Source organism: Duganella sp. P38 (genome assembly GCF_050859475.1).
In the GTDB taxonomy this organism is placed as follows: Bacteria; Pseudomonadota; Gammaproteobacteria; order Burkholderiales; family Burkholderiaceae_D; genus Rugamonas.
This window is the reverse complement of the sequence record NZ_CP193936.1, coordinates 2,014,729-2,037,493: the sequence shown is the minus strand read 5'-3', so window position 1 is coordinate 2,037,493 and position 22,765 is coordinate 2,014,729. Positions and strand designations below refer to the sequence as shown.

The window sequence follows — 22,765 nt, the reverse complement described above, 5'->3', positions numbered from 1 at the left end:
CGTAAATATTGCTGTTTTGGTTGCTAAACGGAAACACAAGTTTTCCACTGATTTTTCACTAGTATATTTCTATTTCGCTTATTGTGTGTCGCCTTCCAGTTCTATTTTGACAACAACGAGACAGGCTTGGCAATTTTTTTTTAATTTCACACATTACGCAACATTTTAGGCCCTAGCCCCTGTCTTAAGGAAGGACTTTTCATGTTTTTTCATACAACTTTATATTCTTGTAACGCAATGTGTTAAATCCAGATGCTGTAAGATGCAAGCCACTCGACCAAACGCAAGAAAGAACCCATATGAAATTAGCCACATGGAATGTTAACTCTTTGAACGTAAGACTGCCGCACGTTATGAAATGGCTAGAGGAAAATCCTACAGATGTGCTAGCTATTCAGGAAACAAAATTAACTGACGACAAGTTTCCGTTGGCGCAGCTGGAAGCGGCCGGCTACTACGTCGCCTACACCGGCCAGAAGACTTATAACGGTGTGGCAATTATTTCACGCCTGCCCATCCACGATATCGTCAAAAACAATCCGAAATTCGAGGACCCGCAGCAGCGCATCATCGCCGGCACCATCGATGGCGTGCGCGTGGTGTGCGCCTATGTGCCCAACGGCCAGGCGGTCGGTTCGGACAAGTTCCAGTACAAGATGGCGTGGCTGAACGCCTTCCACGACTGGATACAGGAAGAAGCGGCCAACTATCCGCAACTGGCGGTGGTGGGCGACTACAACATCGCGCCGGAAGACCGCGACGTGCACGACCCGGCCGCGTGGGAAGGCATGGTGCATGTCTCGCCCGAAGAACGCGCGCAACTCAAGCGCCTGCTGGACCTGGGCCTGACCGACGCCTTCCGCATGTTCGAGCAGGCCGACAAGTCGTTCAGCTGGTGGGACTACCGCGGCCTCGGCTTCCGGCTGAACAAAGGCCTGCGCATCGATCACCTGCTGCTGTCGGACGCCCTGAAGCAGCGCTGCACCGCCTGCATCATCGACCGCGTGCCGCGCAAGTGGGAGCAGCCGTCGGACCATACGCCGGTGGTGGCGACCTTCGCTTAACTCCTCGGCAGCAGCAGCCGCGCCGTTGCCTCCGGCACTGGCTGCGAGAACAAATAGCCTTGCGCGAACTGGCAGCCGTCGCGCTGCAACAGCGCGTACTGCCCTTCCGTCTCCACCCCTTCCGCCACCACCGACAGCTGCAGGCTGTCCGACAGCGCGATGATCGCCGAGACAATGGCGCGGTCTTCCGCGCTGCGCTCCAGGTCCTTGATGAAGGCGCGGTCGATCTTGATTTTCTTGACCGGGAAACGCTTCAGATAGGCCAGCGACGAATAACCGGTGCCGAAATCGTCGATCGACAGGCGGATCCCCATGGCGTTGATGTGGCCGAGGATTTCCAGCGTCTGCTCGCCGTGCTGCATCAGCGCCGTTTCGGTGATTTCGAATTCGATCAGCGCCGGGTCGATGCCGGTTTCGTCGAGGATGTCGCGCACCGACTCCACCAGCCCGCGATGCATGAACTGGCGCGGCGACAGGTTGACCGCCAGCGGCACCGGCGTCATGCCCTGGCTTTGCCACGCCATGCTTTGCCGGCACGCCTGGCGTATCACCCAGGCGCCGATCGGCACGATCATGCCGTTTTCCTCGATGATGGGGATGAAATGGTCGGGCGTGATCAGCTCCGTGCCGCCGCGCCGCCAGCGCAGCAGCACTTCCATGGCGTGCAGGCGCCGCGTGCCGATATCCATGATGGGCTGGTAGTGCAGCTCGAACTCGCCGGCCGCCAGCGCGCCGCGCAGGCTGGACTCCAGTTCGAAGTGGCGCGCCGCCGATAAGTTCATCGCCTCTTTGAAGAACTGGTAGTTATTGCGGCCGCTGGCCTTGGCGTGATACATGGCGCCGTCGGCGCTGCGCATCAGCGTGTCCACGTCCACGCCATCGTCCGGATAAACGCTGATGCCGATCGACGGCGTGATGTGCAGGTTGCGCCCTTCCAGCGGGAAGCCGTCGGACAAGGCCTCGATGATCTTTTGCGCCACCTGGCCCGCTTCCTCGGCGGCGCGGATGCCCGGCACCAGCACCACGAATTCGTCGCCGCCCAGCCGCGCCACGGTGTCGCTGACGCGTACCGCGCCGCACACGCGGGCCGCCACTTCCTTCAGCAGCTGATCGCCCACCATGTGGCCGAGCGAGTCGTTGATGGTCTTGAAGCGGTCAAGGTCGATGAACATCACCGCCAGCTTGCGCTCAGAGCGCTGCGCCGCCAGCATGGCGCGGTCCAGCCGGTCCGACAACAACGCGCGGTTCGGCAGGCCGGTCAGGCTGTCGTGGTAGGCCATATGGTGCACCCGCGCCTCCGCCTGGCGGCGTTCGACGATCTCGCCCTGCAATTGCGCGTTGGCGCCGGCCAGTTCGGCGGTGCGTTCGCGCACGCGCAATTCCAGCTCGTCACGCGCGCGGGCCACCGCCTCCGACGCTTCGCGCCGCAAGGTGATATCGTCCACCAGCCACACCGAGCGCCCGCGCGACTGCGCCAGGTCGAACGGGCGCCCCGACAGCCGGCCCCAGAACGTGCTGCCGTCCTTGCGCACCAGTTCATATTCCGAGACATTGACGTTGCCGGCGTCGAAATCGCGCAGCGTTTCGGCGCGCGCGCGGCTCCAGGCCTCCTTGTCGGCGTAGAAGGCCTGCACGCTGAGGTGATTCATCTCACCCGGCCCGTAGCCGAACAGTTCTTCCATCTTGCGGTTGCAGCGGAGGTTGCGGCCGTTTTCCACCACCGAGATGCCCAGCACCGCGCTGTCGAGGATCGCCTGATTTTCCAGCAGCGCGTTGCGCAGCGCCTCCTCGGCGCGTTTTTGCTCGGTGCGGTCCTCGATCACCCAGATCGTGCCCTGCGCCGGATCGTCCGGATTGACCACGTAGCCGATCAGCTGCGCCCACAAGATGCTGCCGTCGGCGCGCTGCATCTCGATCTCGGTCTGGAACGGCTTGCCGATGGAGAGGAATGGATAAGCCTCCGCGCCCAGCCGGTCATATGCCTGCTGCGACGGATACAAGGCGCGGCCCGGCAAGCCAAGGCCCGATTGCGCATCGTAGCCGAACATGTCGGCGAAGCCGCGGTTGTAGCGCGTGATGACACGGTTCTTGGTGAACAGGATGCTCATCGAGGCGTTGGTCATGATGGCCTCGACCTCCATCTGCGTTTGCAGCGATTCGGTCACGTCCTCCAGTATCCAGATGGTGCCGCCGCCGCGATGTTCGAGGTCCACCGCGTTGGCGCGCACGCGGCACCAGAACAAGCTGCCATCCCTGCGCTTGAAGCGCCACGCCGCCTTCTCGAACGGCTGGCCGGCGCCCAGCAACGGTGCGGCTTCGCGGCCGAAGGCCGCATATGACTGCGCCGACGGGAACACCAGCGACGACGGCTGCCCCTCCATTTCCCCCGGCGCGTAGCCGAACATCTCGGCCATGCGCACGTTACAGCTCATCATGACCTGTGCCTTGGTGAACAGGATGCCGACCGAGGCGTTATCGAGAATCGCCTTTTGTTCGCGCAGCATGCGCTCCAGCTTTTCGCCAGCCAGCCGCGAGTCGTCGATGTCCTCCATGATCCACACCGTGCCCTCGGCATTGTGCTGCGGATCGACGGCGCGACCGTAAAGGCGCGCCCAGAACAGCGAGCCGTCCTTGCGGCGCAACTGCAATTCTGTCGTGAAGGAGCGGCCTTGCGCCAGCAGCGGGCCGGCGTCGCGCCCCAGACTGGTGTAGTCCGCTTCGCTCGGATAGGCGTTCAGCGTCGGCGCGCCCTCCAGTTCCTGGCGGCTGTAGCCCAGCATCTCGGCGCAGCGGATATTGCATTCGCGGATAAGGCCGTCCTTGCTGAACAGGATGCCGACCGCCGCGTTTTCAAGGATGGCCTGCTGTTCCAGCAGGGCCTTGCGCAGCGCGCGCTGGTCGCGCTGGACGTCGCTCATGTCGTGGAAAATGATGGTGACGCCCTGCTCCGGCAGCGGCTTGGCCCATGCCTGCACGGGCAGGTAGCGGCCATCGGCGCCGGTCAGGCAGCTGTCCCAGCGCCCGGCGCTGCGCAGCTGCGCCAATGCCGCCTCGCGCACATGGCGCGCGAACAGGTCGCCCATCGGCCGGCCGCTCGGATCAAGGCCGAGTAAAGCCTGCAGTTCCGCGTTCGCGGCCAGCACCACGCCATCCGCATCACAGGCGCAGGCAGGCACGCCGATCAGCGTCAGCGCATCGGCAACGAACTCCGGATTGGTCGACTCTCGATACCTGGGCAGCATGGTTGGCTGATAATAAACCACATTCCTGGCTATCGCGATGAATGTACTTGTGTGCGCCCCTAAAAACGACAATGCCCGGCGGACCGGGCATCATCGCTACAACAAGTTGTGATTTATATCAGTGCGCGCTGGCGCCGGCCGCGCCGATGCCGGTTTCCGAACGCATTTCCTGCGCCTCGAAGCCGGCGCGATCGATGCGCGCGCGCGGGCTGCGGTCGAGCAACGAGAAGATCCAGATGCCGAGGAAGCCGGCCGGCATCGAGAAGATCGCCGGCGACGCATAAGGGAACAGCGCTTCGGCGTGGCCCAGCACATCGACCCACACGGACTTCGACAGCACCGTCATCACCAGCGCCAGCGTCAGGCCGATAAAGCCGCCGATGGTGGCGCCGCGCGTGGTGCAGTCCTTCCACAGCACGGACATGAACAGTACCGGGAAGTTGGCCGAAGCCGCGATCGCGAACGCCAGCGACACCATGAAGGCGATGTTCTGCTTCTCGAAGGCGATCCCCAGCACCACGGCGATGATGCCCAGCGCGATGGTGGTAATCTTCGATACTTTCAGCTCGCTCTTGCTGCTGGCCTGGCCCTTGGCGATCACGGTGGCGTACAGGTCGTGCGACACGGCCGATGCGCCGGACAGCGTCAGGCCCGCAACCACGGCCAGGATGGTGGCGAAGGCCACTGCCGAGATAAAGCCGAGGAAGACGTTGCCGCCCACCGCCTTGGCCAGGTGCACCGCAGCCATGTTGTTACCGCCCAGGAGCTTGCCCGCCGCGTCCTTGAACTCCGGATTGGTGCTCACCAAAACGATGGCGCCGAAACCGATGATGAAGGTCAGCACGTAGAAATAAGCGATCCAGGTAGTCGCCCAGAACACCGACTTGCGCGCCTCTTTCGCGCTCGGCACGGTGAAGAACCGCATCAGGATGTGCGGCAGGCCGGCGGTGCCGAACATCAGCGCCATGCCGAACGAGATCGCGGAGATCGGGTCCTTGATGAAGGTGCCCGGACCCATGATGGATTCCTTGTTGGCGTGCAGCTCCACCGATTTGGCGAACAGCGCCTCGGGGCTGAAGTTGAACTGCGCCAGCACGGCAATCGCCATGAAGCTTGCGCCGCCCAGCAGCATTACCGCCTTGATGATCTGCACCCAGGTGGTGGCGGTCATGCCGCCAAACAGCACGTAGATCATCATCAGCGTACCGACCAGCACCACGGCGATCCAGTATTCAAGCCCGAACAGCAGCTTGATCAGCTGGCCGGCGCCGACCATCTGCGCGATCAGGTAGAAGGCCACCACCACCAGCGTGCCGGACGCGGAGAAGATGCGGATCGGCGCCTGCTTGAAGCGGTAGGCGGCAACGTCGGCGAAGGTGAAGCGGCCCAGGTTACGCAGGCGCTCCGCCATCAGGAAGGTGATGATGGGCCAGCCGACCAGGAAGCCGATGGCGTAGATCAGGCCATCGTAACCGTTCAGGAACACCGACGCGGAGATGCCGAGGAAGGACGCCGCCGACATGAAGTCGCCGGCGATGGCCAGGCCGTTCTGGAAACCGGTGATGCCGCCGCCGGCGGTGTAGAAGTCGGACGCCGACCGCGTTTTCGCGGCCGCCCACTTGGTGATGTACAGCGTGAACACCACGAACACGCCGAACATGATGATCGCGGTCCAGTTGGTGGCCTGCTTGGTCGCCTGCCCCAGGTCGCCGCCGGCCGCCAGCGCGGCGCCGCATGCGGCCAGCAATGCTGGCGCCATCAGTTTTTTCAGGATGCTCATGGCTTCACCTTGGCGTGGATGGCTTGGGTCAGTTCATCGTATTTGCTGTTGGCGCGGCGGACGTACACGCCGGTAATCAGCACCGTGAAGATGATGACGAACAGGCCAATCGGCATGCCCCAGGTCATGACGCCTTCGCCGGTTTTCGTCGCGAGGAACTCTTTATCGAAGGCGATCAGCAGGATGTAGCCGTAGTAGACCACCATCATGGCCGCGGTGAGCAGCCAGCCGAAACGGGAGCGCGATTTGACCAATTGATGATAATTGGGATCGCGCTTGAGTTGTTGAACCAAGTCGTCGTGCATTTTTGTCTCCGTTATTGATGCTCTTCTATTCGAGCTTAAACACAGAATAGAAGAGCAGCCTTACCGGTGGCTTACAAAAGTGCACTCTGTATTTGCTGCAGTGAAGCAGGATCTTCGATGGTGGTAACGTCTCCGGGGCTGCGCCCTTCACAGATTGCCTGGATGGAGCGGCGCAGCAATTTGCCGGATCGGGTCTTCGGCAATTGCGTCACGAAGTAGACGCGCGCCGGCCGCGCCACGGGCCCGAGCTGGCGATCCACAACCGCCATCACATCCTGCTCCGCCGTGCCGGCACTGGGATCCTTCAGAATCGCGAACGCCACCGCCACCTGTCCCTTGATCTTGTCCTGCACGCCCACCACGGCCACTTCGGAGACATTCGGGTGGCTGGTGATGGACTCCTCGATCTCGCGCGTGCCGAGGCGATGGCCGGCGACGTTGATCACATCGTCGGTGCGGCCGAGGATAAAATAGTAGCCGTCCTCGTCGCGCACGCCCCAGTCGAAGGTGGAATACAGCTGCTGCGTCCAATAGGTATCGACGAAGCGCTGGTCGTCGCCGTAGATGGTCTGCATGCAGCCCGGCGGCAGCGGCCCTTCGATCATCAGCACGCCCTTTTCGTTGGCGGCGCATTCGCCGCCCGTGGCCTCGTTAATCAGCTTGACCTTGTAGCCGTACATGGCCATGCCGGGGCTGCCAAGCCTGGTCGGCACATCCTCTATGCCCTTGGCGATGGAAAGGATCGGCCAGCCGGTTTCGGTCTGCCAGTAGTTGTCGATGATCGGCACGCCGAGTTCGGAAGCGATCCAGCCCGAGGTGGTTTCGTCCAGCGGCTCGCCGGCCAGGTACAAGGCCTTGAGCGACGACTTGTCGTGCCGGTGCATGAATTCCGGCGGCTGCTTGCGCAGCACGCGTATCGCGGTCGGCGCCGAGAACATGCGCGTCACTTTGTACTGCTCGACGATGCGCCACCAGATGCCGGGATCAGGGCACACCGGCAGCCCCTCGTACATGATGGTGGCCATGCCGGCGATCAGCGGCCCATAGACGATGTACGAGTGCCCCACCACCCAGCCGATATCGGACGTGGCGAAGAACGCCTCGCCGGCCTGTGCGCAGAAGTTGTACTTCATCGACGCAGCCAGCGCCACCGCATAGCCGCCGACATCGCGCTGCACACCCTTCGGCTTGCCGGTGGTGCCGGAGGTATAGAGGATGTATGAGGGCTCGTTCGATTCCAGCCACGTCACCGGAACCTGCGCCGCCGGATGCGCGGCGCTGAGCGCGGCGTAGTCGACATCGCGGCCTTCCACGCGCCGCATCGGCGCCAGGCCACGGTCCACCAGCAGCACCCGCTGCGGCTTGAACGACGACAGCGCGATCGCTTCATCGAGCAGCGGCTTGTAGGGAACCGGCTTGCCGTTGCGCGAGCCGGCATCGGCGGAGACAACCAGCACCGGCCGCGCGTCATCGATGCGGCTGGCCAGGCTGTTCGCCGCAAAGCCGCCGAACACCACCGAATGCACCGCGCCGATACGCGCGCAAGCCAGCATGGCGAATGCCGCTTCGGCGATCATCGGCATGTAGATCAGCACACGGTCGCCCTTGCGCACGCCGAGCGATTGCATCATCGCCGCCGCGCGCTGCACCTCCACATGCAGTTCGTTGAAGGAGTAGCTGCGCTCCGTGTTGGTTTCCGTGGAGATGGCAATCAGCGCCGGCTTGTCGCCCTGCGTGGCGCACCAGCGGTCCACCGCGTTGTGACAGAGATTGGTCATGCCGCCGACGAACCAGCGGGCGAATGGCGGGCGGGAATAATCCAGCACCTGAGAGAAAGGCGTGTGCCAGTCGATGAGCGCAGCTTCGTCACGCCAGAAATCCTCAGGCGCGACGACGGAGCGCTGATAAAAATCAGCGTACCTCATGTCTCCTCCAGTTTTTTAGTTGGCAGGGATGCGCACCCAGCCTTCCATCAGCACGCGCGCGCTGCGGCTCATTACCGCTTTTTTTACGCACCAATCTCCGTTTTCCTGCACCGCCTGCGCGCCGACACGCAGGGTGCCGGACGGGTGGCCAAAGCGCACCGCGGCCCGTTCACCGCCGCCCGCCGCCAGGTTCACCAAGGTGCCCGGGATGGCGGCGGCGGTGCCGATTGCCACGGCGGCAGTGCCCATCATGGCGTGATGCAGCTTGCCCATCGAGAGTGCGCGCACCAGCAGGTCGATATCGCCTGCGGCTACCTGTTTGCCGCTCGACGCGGTATAGCCGGCGGGCGGCGCCACAAATGCCACCTTCGGCGTATGCTGCCGCGTGGCCGCCTCGCCCAGGTCTTTGATAAGCCCCATGCGCAGCGCGCCATGCGCACGGATCGTCTCGAACATCGCCAGCGCTCTGGCGTCGCCGTTGATGGCGTCCTGCAGTTCAGTTCCCGTGTAGCCGATGGCGTCGGCGTTGATGAAGATGGTCGGGATGCCGGCGTTGATCATGGTGGCTTTCAGCGTGCCGAGGCCGGGCACCTCCAGGTCATCGAGCACCTGGCCGGTCGGGAACATCGCGCCGCCGGCGCCCTCTTCTTCCGCCGCCGGGTCCATGAACTCCAGCCGCACCTCCGCCGCCGGAAAGGTTACGCCGTCCAGTTCAAAGCCGCCGGTTTCCTGTACTTCGCCGTTGCTCATCGGGACGTGGGCGATGATGGTCTTGCCGATATTGGCCTGCCACACGCGCACCACCGCCACGCCGTCGTGCGGGAGGCGCGCCGCATCAACCAGCCCGCCGCTGATGGCGAACGCGCCGACCGCGGCGGACAGGTTGCCGCAGTTGCCGCTCCAGTCGACGAAGGCCTTGTCGATGGAAACCTGGCCGAACAGGTAGTCGACATCATGATCGGCGCGTGTGCTTTTCGACAGGATCACCGTCTTGCTGGTGCTGGACGTGGCGCCGCCCATGCCGTCGATCTGCTTGCCGTAGGGATCGGGGCTGCCGATCACGCGCAGCAGCAACCGGTCGCGCGCGGCGCCGGGCTGCTGCGCCGCTGGCGGCAGGTCCTGCAGGCGGAAGAACACGCCCTTGCTGGTGCCGCCACGCATATAGGTGGCGGGGATTTTGATCTGGGGTTGGTGAGTCATCATGCGGCCTTTGCGGATTCCAGGAAGTCCTGCGCGAAGCGTTGCAGCACGCCGCCCGCTTCGTAGATGGACACTTCTTCCGCCGTATCGAGACGGCAGGTCACCGGCACTTCGATGCGCGCGCCGGTGGCGCGATGGATCACCAGCGTCAGCGTGGCGCGCGGCTTGCGTTCGCCGATAACGTCATAAGTCTCGGTGCCGTCGAGGCCCAGCGTGATGCGGTTGACGCCGGGCTGGAACTCCAGCGGCAGCACGCCCATGCCCACCAGGTTGGTGCGGTGGATGCGCTCGAAACCCTCGGCCACAATCGCCTCCACGCCCGCAAGGCGCACGCCCTTGGCCGCCCAGTCGCGCGACGAGCCCTGGCCGTAGTCGGCGCCGGCGATGATGATTAGCGGCTGCTTGCGGTCCATATAGGTTTCGATGGCTTCCCACATGCGCAGCACTTTGCCTTCCGGTTCAACGCGCGCCAGCGAACCGGCTTTGACCTTGCCCTCGGCGTCGCGCACCATTTCATTCTTCAGCGTGGGATTGGCGAAGGTGGCGCGTTGTGCGGTGAGGTGGTCGCCGCGGTGCGTGGCGTACGAGTTGAAGTCCTCTTCGGGCAAGCCCATTTTTTGCAGGTATTCTCCGGCAGCGCTATCGAGCATGATGGCGTTCGATGGCGACAGGTGGTCGGTGGTGATGTTATCGCCCAGCAGCGCCAGCGGGCGCATGCCGCGCAGCGTGCGCGCGCCGGCCAGCGCGCCTTCCCAGTAAGGTGGGCGGCGGATGTAGGTGGTTTGCGGGCGCCAGTCGTACAGCGGGCTGACCGCCACGCCGTCGTCGGCCTCGCGCGCGAACATCGGGATATAGACTTTGCGATACTGTTCCGGCTTGACCGCGCTGGCAACGATGGCGTCGATCTCTTCGTCCGATGGCCAGATGTCTTTCAGCGTCACCGGCTGGCCGCTGGCGTCGTGGCCCAGCACGTCCTTTTCGATGTCAAAGCGGATGGTGCCGGCAATGGCGTAAGCCACCACCAGCGGCGGCGACGCGAGGAAGGCCTGCTTGGCGTAAGGGTGGATGCGGCCGTCGAAGTTGCGGTTGCCCGACAGGACCGCGGTGGCGTACAGGTCGCGCGCCACTACTTCCTGCTGAATCGCGGGGTCCAGGGCGCCGGACATGCCGTTGCAGGAGGTGCAGGCATAGGCAACCACGCCGAAGCCCAGCTTTTCCAGTTCCGGCAGCAGGCCGGCTTCTTCGAGGTACAGCGTGACGGTTTTGGAACCCGGCGCCAGCGACGACTTCACCCACGGCTTGCGCGCCAGTCCGCGCGCGTTGGCGTTGCGGGCCAGCAGGCCGGCGGCGATCATGTTGCGCGGGTTGTTGGTGTTGGTGCAGCTGGTGATGGCGGCGATGATGCAGGCGCCGTCCGGCAAGGCGCCCGGCTGCGCGGCTGCGCCGCTATCCGCCTGGCCGGCCGCGCCGTCCGGCGCACGGGCGATGCCGCGCGCCGCCAGGTCGGTTGTCGCTACGCGGTTGTGCGGGTTCGACGGGCCGGCGATGTTGCGTACGACGGTCGACAGGTCGAATTTCAATACGCGTTCATATTCCGCGCCTGCCAGTGCTTCGCCCCACAGGCCGGTCTCTTTGGCGTAAGTCTCCACCAGCTTGACGGTATCGTCGTCGCGGCCGGTGAGCCTGAGGTACTTGATGGTCTGCTCGTCGATGTAGAACATGGCGGCGGTGGAACCGTATTCCGGGGCCATATTGGAAATGGTGGCGCGGTCGCCCAGCGTCAGGTGCGCGGCGCCGTCGCCGTAGAACTCCAGATACGACGATACGACCTTTTGCTTGCGCAGGAATTCGGTCAGCGCCAGCACGATGTCGGTGGCCGTAATGCCCGGCTGCGGCTTGCCGCTCAGTTCAACGCCGATGATGTCGGGCAGCCGCATCCACGAAGCGCGGCCCAGCATCACGCTCTCCGCCTCCAGCCCGCCGACGCCGATGGCGATCACGCCCAGCGCATCCACCATCGGCGTATGCGAGTCCGTGCCCACCAGCGTGTCCGGGAAAGCCACGCCGTCCACCGCCTGAATCACCGGCGACATGCGCTCCAGATTAATCTGGTGCAGGATGCCGTTCCCCGGCGGGATCACGTCGACGTTCTTGAACGCCTTCTTGGTCCAGTTGATGAAATCGAAGCGGTCCTCGTTGCGGCGCTCCTCGATGGCGCGGTTCTTGTCGAAAGCGTCCGGATCAAAGCCGCCGCATTCGACCGCCAGCGAATGGTCCACCACCAGCTGCGTCGGCACCACCGGGTTGACCAGCGCCGGATCGCCGCCCTGCTGGGCGATGGCGTCGCGCAGGCCGGCCAGATCGACCAGCGCGGTCTGGCCCAGGATATCGTGGCACACCACGCGCGCCGGGAACCAGGGAAAATCCAGATCGCGCTTGCGCTCGATGAGCTGCGACAGCGAGGCGTTGAGCGTGGCCGGATCGCAGCGGCGCACAAGGTTTTCAGCCAGTACGCGCGAGGTGTACGGCAGTTTGGCCCAGGCGCCTGGCTGGATCGCATCGACGGCGGCGCGCGCGTCGAAGTAGTCTAGCTGGGTGCCCGGCAAGGGCTTGCGGAATGCGGTGTTCATGATTATTTGCGGTCCTTGATCGGGACGAATTTCAGGTCTTCAGGGCCGACATAGTTGGCGCTTGGGCGAATGATCTTGTTGTCGATGCGCTGTTCAATGATGTGCGCCGACCAGCCGGAGGTGCGCGATATGACGAACAGCGGCGTGAACATCGCGGTCGGCACGCCCATCATGTGGTACGACACGGCGGAGAACCAGTCCAGGTTCGGGAACATTTTTTGATTTCCCACATCACCGATTCCAGGCGCTCGGCGATGTCGAACATTTTGGTGGAACCGGCTTCCTCCGACAACTGGCGCGCCACCTCCTTGATCACCACATTACGCGGATCGGACACCGTGTACACCGGGTGGCCGAAGCCGATCACCACTTCCTTGTTGGCGACGCGGTTGCGGATATCGGCTTCCGCTTCGTCCGGATTTTCGTAGCGCTTCTGGATTTCGAAGGCGACTTCGTTGGCGCCGCCGTGCTTAGGACCGCGCAGCGCGCCGATGGCGCCGGTGATGGCCGAGTGGATGTCGGAGCCGGTGCCGGAAATGACACGGCTGGTGAAGGTGGAGGCGTTGAACTCGTGTTCCGCGTACAGGATCAGCGAGGTGTGCATCGCACGCACCCAGCTGTCCTTGGGCTTCTCGCCATGCAGCAGGTGCAGGAAATGGCCGCCGATCGAGTCGTCATCGGTTTCCACTTCGATGCGCTTGCCGTTATGGCTGTAGTGATACCAGTACAGCAGCATCGAGCCGAACGACGCCATCAGGCGGTCGGCGATGTCGCGCGCGCCCGGCACGTTGTGGTCATCCTTTTCCGGCAGCACGCAGCCCAGCACCGAAGCGCCGGTGCGCATCACATCCATCGGGTGCGCCGACGCCGGCAGCGCTTCCAGCGCCGACTTCACCGCCTGCGGCAAGCCGCGCAGCGATTTCAGCTTGGCCTTGTAGCCGCGCAGTTCCGCTCCGGCAGGCAGTTTGCCGTGCACCAGCAGGTAGGCGATTTCCTCGAACTCGCAGGTGGTGGCGACGTCCAGGATGTCGTAGCCGCGATAGTGCAGGTCATTGCCGGTTTTGCCGACCGAGCAAAGTGCCGTGTTACCGGCGGCGACACCCGACAGGGCGACGGATTTTTTAGGCTTGAAAGTCGATTCAGTCATATCAGTCTCCAGACGGCACGTCATTCCCGCGCAGGCGGGAATCCATGCTGAGTATAGGCTCCCGCCTGCGCGGGAGCGACGGTTATTTCTATAAGCTCCCGCCTGCGCGCGAGCGACGGTTATTTCTTTTGTGCCTCGAACAGCGCGTCGAGCTTCTGTTCAAACTCGTGGTAGTTGATGCTCTGGTAGAGTTCTTCGCGCGTCTGCATCAAATCGAGCACATCCTTCTGCGTGCCGTCGCGACGAATCGCGCCGTATACATTCTCGGCCGCCTTGTTCATGGCGCGGAAAGCGGACAGCGGATACAGAACGATGTCCACACCAGCGTCGCGCAGCTCGTCCTTGGTAAACAGCGGCGTCGAACCAAATTCAGTAATATTGGCCAGCACCGGCACCTTCACAGCGGAGACGAAGCGCTTGTACATGCCGATATCGGTCAGCGCCTCGGCAAAAATCATGTCGGCGCCCGCTTCCACGCACGCTACCGCGCGCTCGATCGCGCGGTCCAGCCCTTCCACCGCCAGCGCGTCGGTGCGCGCCATGATCACAAACTGCTCGTCCGTGCGTGCATCCACCGCGGCGCGCACGCGGTCCGCCATCTCCTGCTGGCTCACCACTTCCTTGCCCGGCCTGTGGCCGCAGCGCTTGGCGCCTACCTGATCCTCGATGTGGATGGCGGCGGCGCCGAACTTGATCATGGACTTGACGGTACGCGCGACGTTGAAGGCGGAGGCGCCAAAGCCGGTGTCGATATCAACCAGCAGCGGCAGGTCGCACACGTCGGTGATGCGGCGCACGTCAACCAGCACGTCGTCCAGGTTCGAGATGCCGAGGTCCGGCAGGCCGAGCGAGCCGGCCGCGACGCCGCCGCCGGACAGGTAAATCGCCTTGAAGCCGGCGCGCTTTGCCAGCAGCGCATGATTGGCGTTGATGGCGCCAACCACCTGCAACGGCGATTCCTCTTGGACGGCTCTGCGGAACGCGGCGCCTGCGGAATAGTGACTCATGTGGGTAACCTTTCATTGTTACGTTGAATTGCGCTATCTATTGCAAGGGCCATGCCATCAGCACAATCTATATAAATCAACACGTTACGCCGGGCCGGACGTTTCACCACGAAACACTGAAACATATTTGAACTATAATTGAAACATGCGACATTCCACGCCCATGCCCTTCGACGTCAACGACAAGCCGGTTATCTGGACGGTTTCCGTGTCGCGCCTGTCCGATCTGTTCCGCGACATCACGCTCGAATACGACAGCCTGGCCGCCATTGAACCGGTCAATCTCGGTTTCGACGAAGCGGCCAGGCATATCCGCGAGCGCCTGGCGACTGAGCGCTGCGATGCGGTGATCGCGGCCGGCTCCAACGCGGCGTACCTGAAAGGCCGGCTATCGGTGCCGGTGGTGATTGCGAAGTTCAGCGGGCTGGATGTGATGCAGGCGCTGGCGCGCGCGCGCCGCGTATCGGAGCGCATCGGCATCGTCACCTATCAGGAGCGGCTGGCGGAGCTGGCAGAGTTTTCCGCCACCTTCGGCTTCGATGTCGAGCAGCGCACTTACGTTACCGAAGAAGACGCGCGCGCCCAGATCAACGATCTGAAAGCGGCCGGCATCAAGGCCGTTGTCGGTGCGGGGCTGATCACCGATCTGGCGGAGGAAGCGGGTCTGACCGGCGTGTTCGTGTACTCGGCCGCGTCGATCCGTCATGCCTTCGACGACGCACTGGAGATGGCGCGCCTGACGCAGCTGGAATCCAACCGCCACCGCGCGCGCAATGCGGTAGTGACGGATACACTACGCGCAAAACATGGCCTGAACGATCTGCGCGGCGATTCGGCCGCGATGGAGTCGGTGCGGCAGGCCGTGGTGCTGTATGCGAAATCGCCGGCCACCGTGCTGATACAGGGTGAAACCGGCTGCGGCAAGGAGCTGGTGGCGCAGGCGATTCACCGCGAGGCGCCGCGCACGCTGGGGCAGAACCGCCCGTTTGTGGCGGTGAATTGCGGCGCGATTGCGGAATCGCTGCTGGAATCAGAACTGTTCGGGCATGAGGAAGGCGCATTCACCGGCGCGCGGCGTGGCGGCCACGCGGGCTTGTTCGAGGCGGCCAATCGCGGCACGCTGTTCCTCGATGAAATCGGCGAGATGCCCTTGACGCTGCAAACGCGCCTGCTGCGCGTACTGGAGGAGCGCGAGGTGGTGCGGGTCGGGGGCACGCGGCCGATACCAGTCAATGTGCGCATCATCAGCGCCACGCACTGCGATCTGGAACAGCGCGTGCGCGAGGGACGCTTCCGCGCCGACCTGTTCTATCGGCTGGCGGTGCTGCGTTTGACGCTGCCGCCGCTGCGCGCGCGCGCCGAGGACGTGCTGCCGCTGGCGGAATGGTCGCTGAAGAATGCCTTGGCGTCGCTGGGCGCGCGGCCGCATCCGAATCTGCATGCGGAGATGGCTGCGTGCGCGCCGCTGTTGCAGCGCTACGATTGGCCCGGCAACGTGCGCGAGCTGCGCAACCTGACCGAGCGCCTGGCGCTGTTCCTCGCCGCCGAACCGTTGCAGGCGTTGACGCCGGCCTTTGTCCTCAGCGTCGCCCCGGAACTCGCCGGCAGGTCCGCCATGCACCTGGCGCCGGCGCTCTCCTCCGCGCCCGCTTCGGCCTTCGCCCCCGCCCCCGTCGCCACGCCTGCCGCGTTGGGCGGACGGCCGAATGAGCGTGTCTCCGACGTGCTGGCGCGATTCGGCGGCCGCCGCGACGCCGCCGCCGATTACCTCGGCATCAGCCGCACCACGCTATGGCGCAAGTTGAAGGCCGAGGGCTGACTACCGTTCATCCGGCGGGACGCGCCACTCATCCCAAAGCTGTCGCCCGCGCCGCCGTGCGCCGATAGCATGGCCACACTTACTGATTACGGAGAACGCAATGCTGACCAAAACCATCGCCGCCCTTGCCGCCACCCTGATGTTCGGCTACGCCGGCGCCGCAGAGCATCCCGCCTTCAAGGTCGACGTGACCGGCAGCGGCGCCCCCATCATCCTGATTCCCGGCCTCGGCTCCTCGGGCAGCGTATGGGATGCTACAGTGGCGCGCTACTGCGGCAAAGGGAAATACCAGTGCCACGTGCTGACGCTCGCCGGTTTCGCCGGCCAACCAGCCATCAAGCAACCCTTGCTGCCGGCCGTGGAACAGCAACTGAGCGCCTACCTCAGCGAGAAAAAATTCGACAAGCCGATCATTATAGGCCACAGCCTGGGCGGCTATCTGGGCATGAAGCTGGCGGCGGACCATCCGCAGCAAGTGGGCCGCCTGATCATCGTCGACTCGCTGCCGGCGCTGGGCGCCACGCAACTGCCGACCATCACCCGCGAGCAATTGAAACAGCAGGCAGAAGGCATGCGCAACATGATGAAGGGCCAGGACGCCGAGACCTTCAAGGCCAACCAGTTGCGCACACTGCGCACGATGATCACCAAACAGGAAGACATCGATCGCGCGCTCGCCAGCGGCAAAGCGTCGGACCGCGATACCGTCATCGACAGCATGACGGAGCTGATGGCGGCCGACCTGCGCGACGACATCAGCCGCATCAAGGCGCCAACGCTGGTGCTGGGCACCTGGGTAGCCTACAAGGACTATGCGCCCAAGCAGGCCATCACCGCGATCTACACCGCGCAGTATGCGAAGCTGCCGGGCGTGCGCGTAGAAATGGCGGACAACGCGCGCCACTTCATCATGTACGACGATCCGGCCTGGATGTATGATCGCATCGATAACTTCCTCAACTAACGCCATGCACCACGCCCGCCCCCTGCTCGCCCGCCTGAATTGGTACTGGATTTTCCAGCTGGTCGGCTGGGGCTTTCTGCCGCTGTTTTCCCTGCTCATGGGCGCCTGGCGCGTACAGGGGCTGATGTGGGTCATGGTGTGGGGCGCGTGCAGCGGCTTGGTGATTACCGATGTATGGCACCGGATAATCAAGCGGCGCATCCGCAACCGTCAGCGCACCAGCTGGAAGAGAATCGCCATTGCCGTGCTGGTGCTTGGCACACTCCACACCGCCGTGCAGTACCTTGGCTATCTGGTGTTCCAGCCGGCGCATATGGACCGGGGCTTCGGCTGGGTGCCCGCCGCGTTGGCGTCGTGGTGGGCTATCTACCTGGTCTGGAATATTTTCTACATGGCGGTGATATCGCTGCGCCGCGCCAACCGCGCGGAGGCCGAAGCGTTGCGGCTGGAAGTGGCGGCCAAGGATGCGGAACTGCGCGCCTTGCAGGCGCAGGTCAATCCCCACTTTTTCTTCAACAGCATGAACAGCGTGCGCGCGTTGATCTACGAAGATCCCGATGCGGCATCGCTGATGATCGACCAGCTGGCAAGCGTGATGCGCTACGCGCTGCAATCGGGCCAGCATGACACGGTCCCGCTGGCGGCGGAAATCGAAGCGGTACAGGCATACCTGTCCATCGAGAAGATTCGCTTTGAAGAGCGCATGCAGGTGAGCGTGGAAGTCGGCGTTGGACTGGATCAGGTGCGCGTTCCGCCGATGTCGCTGCAAACACTGGTGGAAAACGCGGTCAAATATGGCGTGGAGAACAGCGCCGCCGGCAGCGAAATCCGCATCCTGGCGCGACGCATGGAGGATGGCACGGTGCTGATCGAGATCGCCAACAAGGGTGCGTTGGCGCCGTTTTCAAATTCCACCCAAGTGGGGCTGGCGAATGCGCGCAAACGACTGGCCCTGGTGCTGGGTGACGGCGCACGCGTGGACCTGATCGAGAATAGTGGCTGGGTGCGCGCCACGCTGACGTTACCGGAGGCTGCGTAGATGCGGGCATTACTGATCGACGACGAGCGCCTGGCGCGTGCGGAACTGAAGCGCCTGCTGGCCGCGCATCCCGATGTGGAGATTGTCGGCGAGGCGGTCAACGCTGCCGATGGTGTGGCGCAGATCAATGCGCTCAAGCCGGACTTGATTTTCCTTGATGTGCAGATGCCCGGCGGCTCTGGCTTCGATATGCTGGCGGCCCTGGACGAGGCGCCGGACGTGATCTTCACCACCGCTTTCGACCAATACGCCTTGCAGGCGTTTGAAGTCAACGCGCTGGATTATTTGCAGAAGCCGATACAGGCGGCGCGCATGGCCTCCGCCCTGCAACGCTGCGCGGCACGCCGTCAGACCACTGCCGCCACGGTGGCGCCGAAAAAGCTGTTCATCAAAGATGGAGAGCGATGCTGGTTCGTGGCCTTGCAGGACATCCGCCTGTTCGAATCCGACGGCAACTACACGCGCGTCTACTTCGATCAGCACCAGCCGCTGATGCTGCGCTCTCTCAACCAGCTGGAGGAAAAGCTCGACCCGCAGCACTTCTTCCGCGCCAACCGCCGCCATATCGTTAATCTCGACCACGTGGCCAGCGTCGAAACCAACGAATCCGGCGGCCTCGATCTCACCCTGAGCGACCGACAACGCGTCGAAGTCTCCCGCCGCCGCGCGCCGCAGTTCAAGGCCATCGCCATCCTGTAGCCAACGCCGCTAGCCGTTGCGTAACGCGTTGGCTGGCGAAAGACGCATAGCCAGCCACGCATGGCGGCTGACTGCACCAACCGTAATGACGACGGTGAGCGCCAGCGCAAACAGCAAAGTCCAGTAGCCGATTGGTGCATGTTCAACGTAGCCGCCGAGGTAGCGGCGGATCAGCAGCAGCGCGATCGGCAGGCCGATGGCGGCGGCGACCAGGATCAACGCACCGGTTTCACGAATGACCAGCAGGCCGATATCGGCGCGGCGGGCGCCATGCAGTTTGCGCAGCATGATTTCGCGCGCGCGGCGCTGCACCGTATTGGCCGACAGCGTGTAGGTGCCGAAAGCCGCGATCAGCAAGGCGACCGCGCTGGCAGACGCCAGCAGGCGCACCATGCGTGCGTCGTCCTCGTAGTTGGCGGCGAGGATAGCGCCGGCGCGCTCTATTTTCAGTATCTGATCGGGGAAGTACTGGGGCCAAAGCTGGCGTATCGCCTCCTCCACCGCCGCCTTGTCGCCATGCGTGCGCACGCTGAGGGTGACGCCGGCGGTCCACAGTTCGAAAGCGGTGGCGCGCGGCGCGCTACGCAGAGTGTGGAAGCGTAGCTCCGGCGCGATGCCGACCACGCGTTTGCGCACCACTTTGCCGTCAAAGCCGGTGAACAGCACCGTCTCGCCCAGGGCCGCCTGCGGCGATGCGAAGCCCAGCTCCCGCACGGCGATGGCGTTCAGGATCACCGGCACGGGATCGTCTTCCTGGTCGATCTTCGAATCGAACAGGCGGCCCAGCACTGGCTTGATGCGGTACTGCTCGAAGAAATTGGCGCTGACGCCTTTCATGTCCATCAACGCCGGCGTGCCGCCCGGCCGCGTCAACTCCCGCGCCCACGCCTGATCGAGCTTGCCGATCGGGTCTTCCGATACCGCGACGCCAGCAACGCCAGGCTGCGTCGCCAACGCCGTCATGAAACCGCGCGCCTTATCGCTGTAGCGCACCGGCTCCGGCAGCCCGACTACCACCAGCGGCGACGGATCGAAGCCCGCTTCGGCGCGCATCATGTAATCCGTCTGCCAGGCGATGGCGATCGTCACGCCTGTGAGGCACATCGCTGTTGCTGCTTGCAGCACGGTCAGCACGCGGCGGAAACGCGTGCTGGCCACCGGCTCGGTATCGGGACGTCCGGCCAGCACCTGCACCGGCCGCACCCGCAGCGCGATCCAGGCCGGATACAGCGAGGTCAGGATGCCCAGCACACCGCCGACGGCCAGCGCGGCCAGAATGCTGGATGGATTGAACATGCCGTCCAGCGTGCGGTTGACCATGTGCGCGAAGGCCGGCAGCGCCAGCCACGCCAGCAGCAGCCCAAGCAACGTGGCCGCCAATGACACCAGCAGCGATTCGGCCACGAACAGGCCGGCGACGCGGCCAGCGGAGGCGCCGAGGACCTTGCGCATCGCCACTTCGCGCTGGCGGCGCAGCACGCGCACCGTCGCCAGGTTGACGTAGTTGATCGCGGCCAGCGCCAGTATCGCCACGGCGATCAGCGCCAACCCGGCCAGCACTGCGGGATTGGCGCGCTGGCCGGGCGACAGGCGGCTTGTCTCCACGCGATGATCGAGATAGGCGTCCCGCAGCGGCGCCAGTTCCAGATCGAACGCACTGCGGCCGGCCAGGCGCGCCTTGGTTTCGGGCGGGTGATTTTGCAGGCTGGGAGTGCGGTCCACCACGCGCTGCAAGGCGTCGCGGATCACGTTCAGCGAGGCGCCGGGCGCCACGCGGATCAGCAGCTTGCCCATCCACGCCTGCTCGCCGGTCAGCATCTCGCTGCGGATCGCCGGATCGGTGAGCACCGAGTTCACACCAAATATTGCGTCGTAGGGAATCGTCGTATTTGCCGGCACGCGTACCACGGCGCCGACTCGCACCGTTTTGCCGTCCGCTTGCAGCGTGCGGCCGAGCGCCTCCCCGGCGCCAAACAAACGCAAGGCAGCCGCCTCGGACACGACAAAGCTGTCCGGCTGCTCCAGCGCCGCGCGCAGGTTGCCTTGCAATGCGCGCAGTCCCAGTGTGCTGTCAAAACCCGGCAGCACCACCAGACCGTTCAAAGTCTGCAAACCGCGCTGCGTGCGCACCGTTAGCGGCCGCTCGACCGGCCGCATGGGCAGATAACTGGTGGCGTCCTTCACGCCGGGCGTGGTGAGCGCCACCGCGCGCAGGAACAGCGGCGCCGCCTCATACTTGGGCCGCGTGTCCGCCACGTTGTAATATTGATTGACGACGTACAGCTCATCCACGCCGGGAATCGCGGCGTTGTAGCTGGCCGAAAAGCGCACAAAGCCCAGCAGCAGCAAGCTGGCCGCCAGGCCCACGCTGAGGGTCAGGATCACCGTCAGCGTGTATGCCGGTTGTTGAATCAGTGTGCGCCAGCCGATGCGAAAGTCCATAAGCCTAAAGTCCTCGTTGAGATGATGCTCTCAATCTGCAAACTCCGTGCCACGCGGATTTGCGCGCCTGCGGCCGGCGCGCTGTGCGGAAATGAACGTTATCGCGCTGCCGCCGCTGTTCATTTCCGGACATTCAAGCCGGGGATGACCTGCGGATTGTATGGCTTGACCGGCTGCTCCCTGAGCTTTTTATCCAGCAGTTCCAGCGCCACTTCGAGCTGGCGGTCCTGGCCCTGATAGGTGGCGTGCGGCGGATTGTCGACCACCACGTCCGGCGACACGCCCACGCCTTCGATCAGCCACTGGCCGTCTTCGGCATGGAACTGGCCCATCTCGGCCACGCGCGCCATGCCGTTGTCGATCAGGCGGTTGTTATCGCTCAGCCAGACGCCGGCGCCGGCGGTGCGCTTGCCCACCAGCGGGCCGAGGCCCAGCGACTTCACGCCCGCAGCGAAGGTTTCGCCATCTGAGTAGGTGTATTCGTCCACCAGCACCACCAGGTGGCCGCGGAAGGTGTTCTGCATGTTCGGCGACGGCGCCACGCCAGGCGGCGCCCAGAAGGCCCAGGCCTTGCGCAGCAGCTTCTCGATGATCCAGCTGTCGATATTGCCACCGTTGTTGCGGCGGACGTCGATGATCAGGCCTTCGCGATTGACGTTGGCGTAGAAGTCGCGCGCGAACGAGGCGATGTCGCTGGCGCCCATGGCGCGCAAATGCAGGTAGCCGATGCGGCCCTTGGACGCGGCCTCCACCTGGCGCGCGCGCGACTGTTCCCAGTCGCTGTAGCGCAGCGCGTACTGGCGCGTCATGTTCACCGGCAGCACGATCACCGAGCGCGTGTCGTTGTTGCGCTTGACCTGCAACAGCACCTGCTTGCCGGCCTGATTGAGCAGCAGGTCGGCGATGTCGCGCGCCTCCATCACCGGCTTGCCGTTGACGGCGGTGATGATGTCGCCCTCCTTCACATCCACGCCCGCCTGCGCCAGCGGGCCGCGTTGCGACGGCAGTTCAGGTTCGCTGGCGTAGATATGATCGACGCGATAGCCACCGGCGGTGCGCGACAGCAGCGCGCCCAGGCCGGCCGGCGTACCCTCCGGCGCCGGCTTGCGGATGTCGCCGGGGCGAATCTGCGAGTGCAGCGCGCCCACTTCGCTGATCATCATGCCCAGCACATCGTCCAGCTCCGCGCGGTCGGTCACGCGGTCGACCAGCGGCGCGTATTTGGCGCGCACCGCCGGCCAGTCGGCGCCGCGCATCTTGACGTCGTAAAGGAAATCGCGGTGCATGCGCCAGGCGTCGTTGAACATCTGCTTCCATTCCAGGCGCGGGTTGGACTTCGTACAGCCGCTCGGCCAGGCCGGCGTAGACGATGGCCGGCAGCGTTTTGCCGGTGGCTTTCTTCGCGTCCGGCGCGGTCTTGGCGACGGCTTTTTCGGCGGCTTTTTCGGCCGCCTGCTCGGTCGCGCCTTCGGCCGGCTTGTCGCCCGGCTTGCTCAGTTCAT

14 protein-coding genes and 2 pseudogenes are annotated in these 22,765 nt (G+C 64.1%); 5 read left to right on the top strand and 11 right to left on the bottom strand.

Features of this window, described 5'->3' with window-relative positions:
- The first annotated feature begins 299 nt into the window (after positions 1–299).
- Entirely contained in the window at positions 300–1,064 is a 765-nt protein-coding gene (xth, locus tag ACRQ5J_RS09315) for an exodeoxyribonuclease III (RefSeq protein WP_432382824.1), read from the top strand.
- Here xth and ACRQ5J_RS09310 read toward each other — a convergent pair.
- The 8 genes and pseudogenes from ACRQ5J_RS09310 to prpB all read right to left on the bottom strand — a co-directional run bounded on the left by ACRQ5J_RS09310 (position 1,061) and on the right by prpB (position 14,300).
- A complete protein-coding gene (locus tag ACRQ5J_RS09310; protein ID WP_432382822.1) occupies positions 1,061–4,306 on the bottom strand; it encodes an EAL domain-containing protein in 3,246 nt (1,081 codons plus the stop codon). The genes xth and ACRQ5J_RS09310 overlap by 4 nt on opposite strands.
- Before the next feature lie 118 nt (positions 4,307–4,424).
- Positions 4,425–6,086, bottom strand: coding sequence for a cation acetate symporter (locus tag ACRQ5J_RS09305; protein WP_432382820.1), 1,662 nt, complete (start codon positions 6,084–6,086; stop codon positions 4,425–4,427).
- The gene (locus ACRQ5J_RS09300) at positions 6,083–6,391 is read right to left on the bottom strand and encodes a DUF485 domain-containing protein (protein ID WP_432382818.1); all 309 of its coding nucleotides are present in this window, start codon (positions 6,389–6,391) and stop codon (positions 6,083–6,085) included. The genes ACRQ5J_RS09305 and ACRQ5J_RS09300 overlap by 4 nt, the downstream gene beginning before the upstream one ends.
- A 71-nt stretch (positions 6,392–6,462) precedes the next feature.
- Entirely contained in the window at positions 6,463–8,316 is a 1,854-nt protein-coding gene (locus ACRQ5J_RS09295) for a propionate--CoA ligase (RefSeq protein WP_432382816.1), read from the bottom strand.
- 15 nt (positions 8,317–8,331) lie between these two features.
- Positions 8,332–9,516: a 2-methylaconitate cis-trans isomerase PrpF gene (prpF, locus tag ACRQ5J_RS09290; RefSeq protein WP_432382814.1), complete on the bottom strand. Its 1,185-nt coding sequence runs from the start codon at positions 9,514–9,516 to the stop codon at positions 8,332–8,334.
- The gene (gene acnD / locus ACRQ5J_RS09285) at positions 9,516–12,146 is read right to left on the bottom strand and encodes a Fe/S-dependent 2-methylisocitrate dehydratase AcnD (RefSeq protein WP_432382813.1); all 2,631 of its coding nucleotides are present in this window, start codon (positions 12,144–12,146) and stop codon (positions 9,516–9,518) included. Before acnD ends, prpF begins: the two co-directional genes overlap by 1 nt.
- 2 nt (positions 12,147–12,148) lie before the next feature.
- Positions 12,149–13,293, bottom strand: a pseudogene (prpC, locus tag ACRQ5J_RS09280) (bifunctional 2-methylcitrate synthase/citrate synthase).
- A 119-nt stretch (positions 13,294–13,412) separates the two neighbouring features.
- Positions 13,413–14,300 (bottom strand): methylisocitrate lyase, encoded by an 888-nt coding sequence (gene prpB / locus ACRQ5J_RS09275; protein ID WP_432382811.1) that lies wholly within the window; start codon positions 14,298–14,300, stop codon positions 13,413–13,415.
- A gap of 145 nt (positions 14,301–14,445) precedes the next feature.
- Between prpB and prpR the strand changes: the two genes are divergently transcribed.
- The 4 genes from prpR (at position 14,446) to ACRQ5J_RS09255 (ending at position 18,821) form a co-directional block, all read left to right on the top strand.
- On the top strand, positions 14,446–16,119 hold the full coding sequence (prpR, locus tag ACRQ5J_RS09270; protein WP_432382809.1) for a propionate catabolism operon regulatory protein PrpR: 1,674 nt from the start codon (positions 14,446–14,448) through the stop codon (positions 16,117–16,119).
- A 100-nt stretch (positions 16,120–16,219) separates the two neighbouring features.
- Positions 16,220–17,083 carry an alpha/beta fold hydrolase gene (locus ACRQ5J_RS09265; protein ID WP_432382807.1) on the top strand — a complete coding sequence of 288 codons (864 nt, stop codon included), beginning with the start codon at positions 16,220–16,222 and terminating at the stop codon, positions 17,081–17,083.
- A gap of 4 nt (positions 17,084–17,087) precedes the next feature.
- The gene (locus ACRQ5J_RS09260) at positions 17,088–18,122 is read left to right on the top strand and encodes a sensor histidine kinase (protein ID WP_432382805.1); all 1,035 of its coding nucleotides are present in this window, start codon (positions 17,088–17,090) and stop codon (positions 18,120–18,122) included.
- Entirely contained in the window at positions 18,123–18,821 is a 699-nt protein-coding gene (locus ACRQ5J_RS09255) for a LytR/AlgR family response regulator transcription factor (RefSeq protein WP_432382803.1), read from the top strand.
- Positions 18,822–18,830: 9 nt separating this feature from the next.
- On the opposite strand, the gene ACRQ5J_RS09250 is transcribed toward ACRQ5J_RS09255, so the two are convergent.
- From ACRQ5J_RS09250 to ACRQ5J_RS09240, 3 genes and pseudogenes are all read right to left on the bottom strand, one after another.
- A complete protein-coding gene (locus ACRQ5J_RS09250; protein WP_432382801.1) occupies positions 18,831–21,263 on the bottom strand; it encodes an FtsX-like permease family protein in 2,433 nt (810 codons plus the stop codon).
- A 119-nt stretch (positions 21,264–21,382) separates the two neighbouring features.
- Complete coding sequence (locus ACRQ5J_RS09245) at positions 21,383–22,462, bottom strand: S41 family peptidase (protein ID WP_432383615.1); 1,080 nt, start codon at positions 22,460–22,462, stop codon at positions 21,383–21,385.
- Between the two features lie 15 nt (positions 22,463–22,477).
- A pseudogene (locus ACRQ5J_RS09240) lies at positions 22,478–22,549 on the bottom strand (hypothetical protein); the annotation flags it as partial.
- Positions 22,550–22,765: the final 216 nt, after the last annotated feature.

Excerpts from the sequence above, each read along its gene's own strand:
- xth (WP_432382824.1), top strand. The coding sequence starts at position 300 with ATGAAATTAGCCACATGGAATGTTAACTCTTTGAACGTAAGACTGCCG.
- ACRQ5J_RS09310 (WP_432382822.1), bottom strand. The coding sequence starts at position 4,306 with ATGCTGCCCAGGTATCGAGAGTCGACCAATCCGGAGTTCGTTGCCGAT.
- ACRQ5J_RS09305 (WP_432382820.1), bottom strand. The coding sequence starts at position 6,086 with ATGAGCATCCTGAAAAAACTGATGGCGCCAGCATTGCTGGCCGCATGC.
- ACRQ5J_RS09300 (WP_432382818.1), bottom strand. The coding sequence starts at position 6,391 with ATGCACGACGACTTGGTTCAACAACTCAAGCGCGATCCCAATTATCAT.
- ACRQ5J_RS09295 (WP_432382816.1), bottom strand. The coding sequence starts at position 8,316 with ATGAGGTACGCTGATTTTTATCAGCGCTCCGTCGTCGCGCCTGAGGAT.
- prpF (WP_432382814.1), bottom strand. The coding sequence starts at position 9,516 with ATGACTCACCAACCCCAGATCAAAATCCCCGCCACCTATATGCGTGGC.
- acnD (WP_432382813.1), bottom strand. The coding sequence starts at position 12,146 with ATGAACACCGCATTCCGCAAGCCCTTGCCGGGCACCCAGCTAGACTAC.
- prpB (WP_432382811.1), bottom strand. The coding sequence starts at position 14,300 with ATGAGTCACTATTCCGCAGGCGCCGCGTTCCGCAGAGCCGTCCAAGAG.
- prpR (WP_432382809.1), top strand. The coding sequence starts at position 14,446 with ATGCGACATTCCACGCCCATGCCCTTCGACGTCAACGACAAGCCGGTT.
- ACRQ5J_RS09265 (WP_432382807.1), top strand. The coding sequence starts at position 16,220 with ATGCTGACCAAAACCATCGCCGCCCTTGCCGCCACCCTGATGTTCGGC.
- ACRQ5J_RS09260 (WP_432382805.1), top strand. The coding sequence starts at position 17,088 with ATGCACCACGCCCGCCCCCTGCTCGCCCGCCTGAATTGGTACTGGATT.
- ACRQ5J_RS09255 (WP_432382803.1), top strand. The coding sequence starts at position 18,123 with ATGCGGGCATTACTGATCGACGACGAGCGCCTGGCGCGTGCGGAACTG.
- ACRQ5J_RS09250 (WP_432382801.1), bottom strand. The coding sequence starts at position 21,263 with ATGGACTTTCGCATCGGCTGGCGCACACTGATTCAACAACCGGCATAC.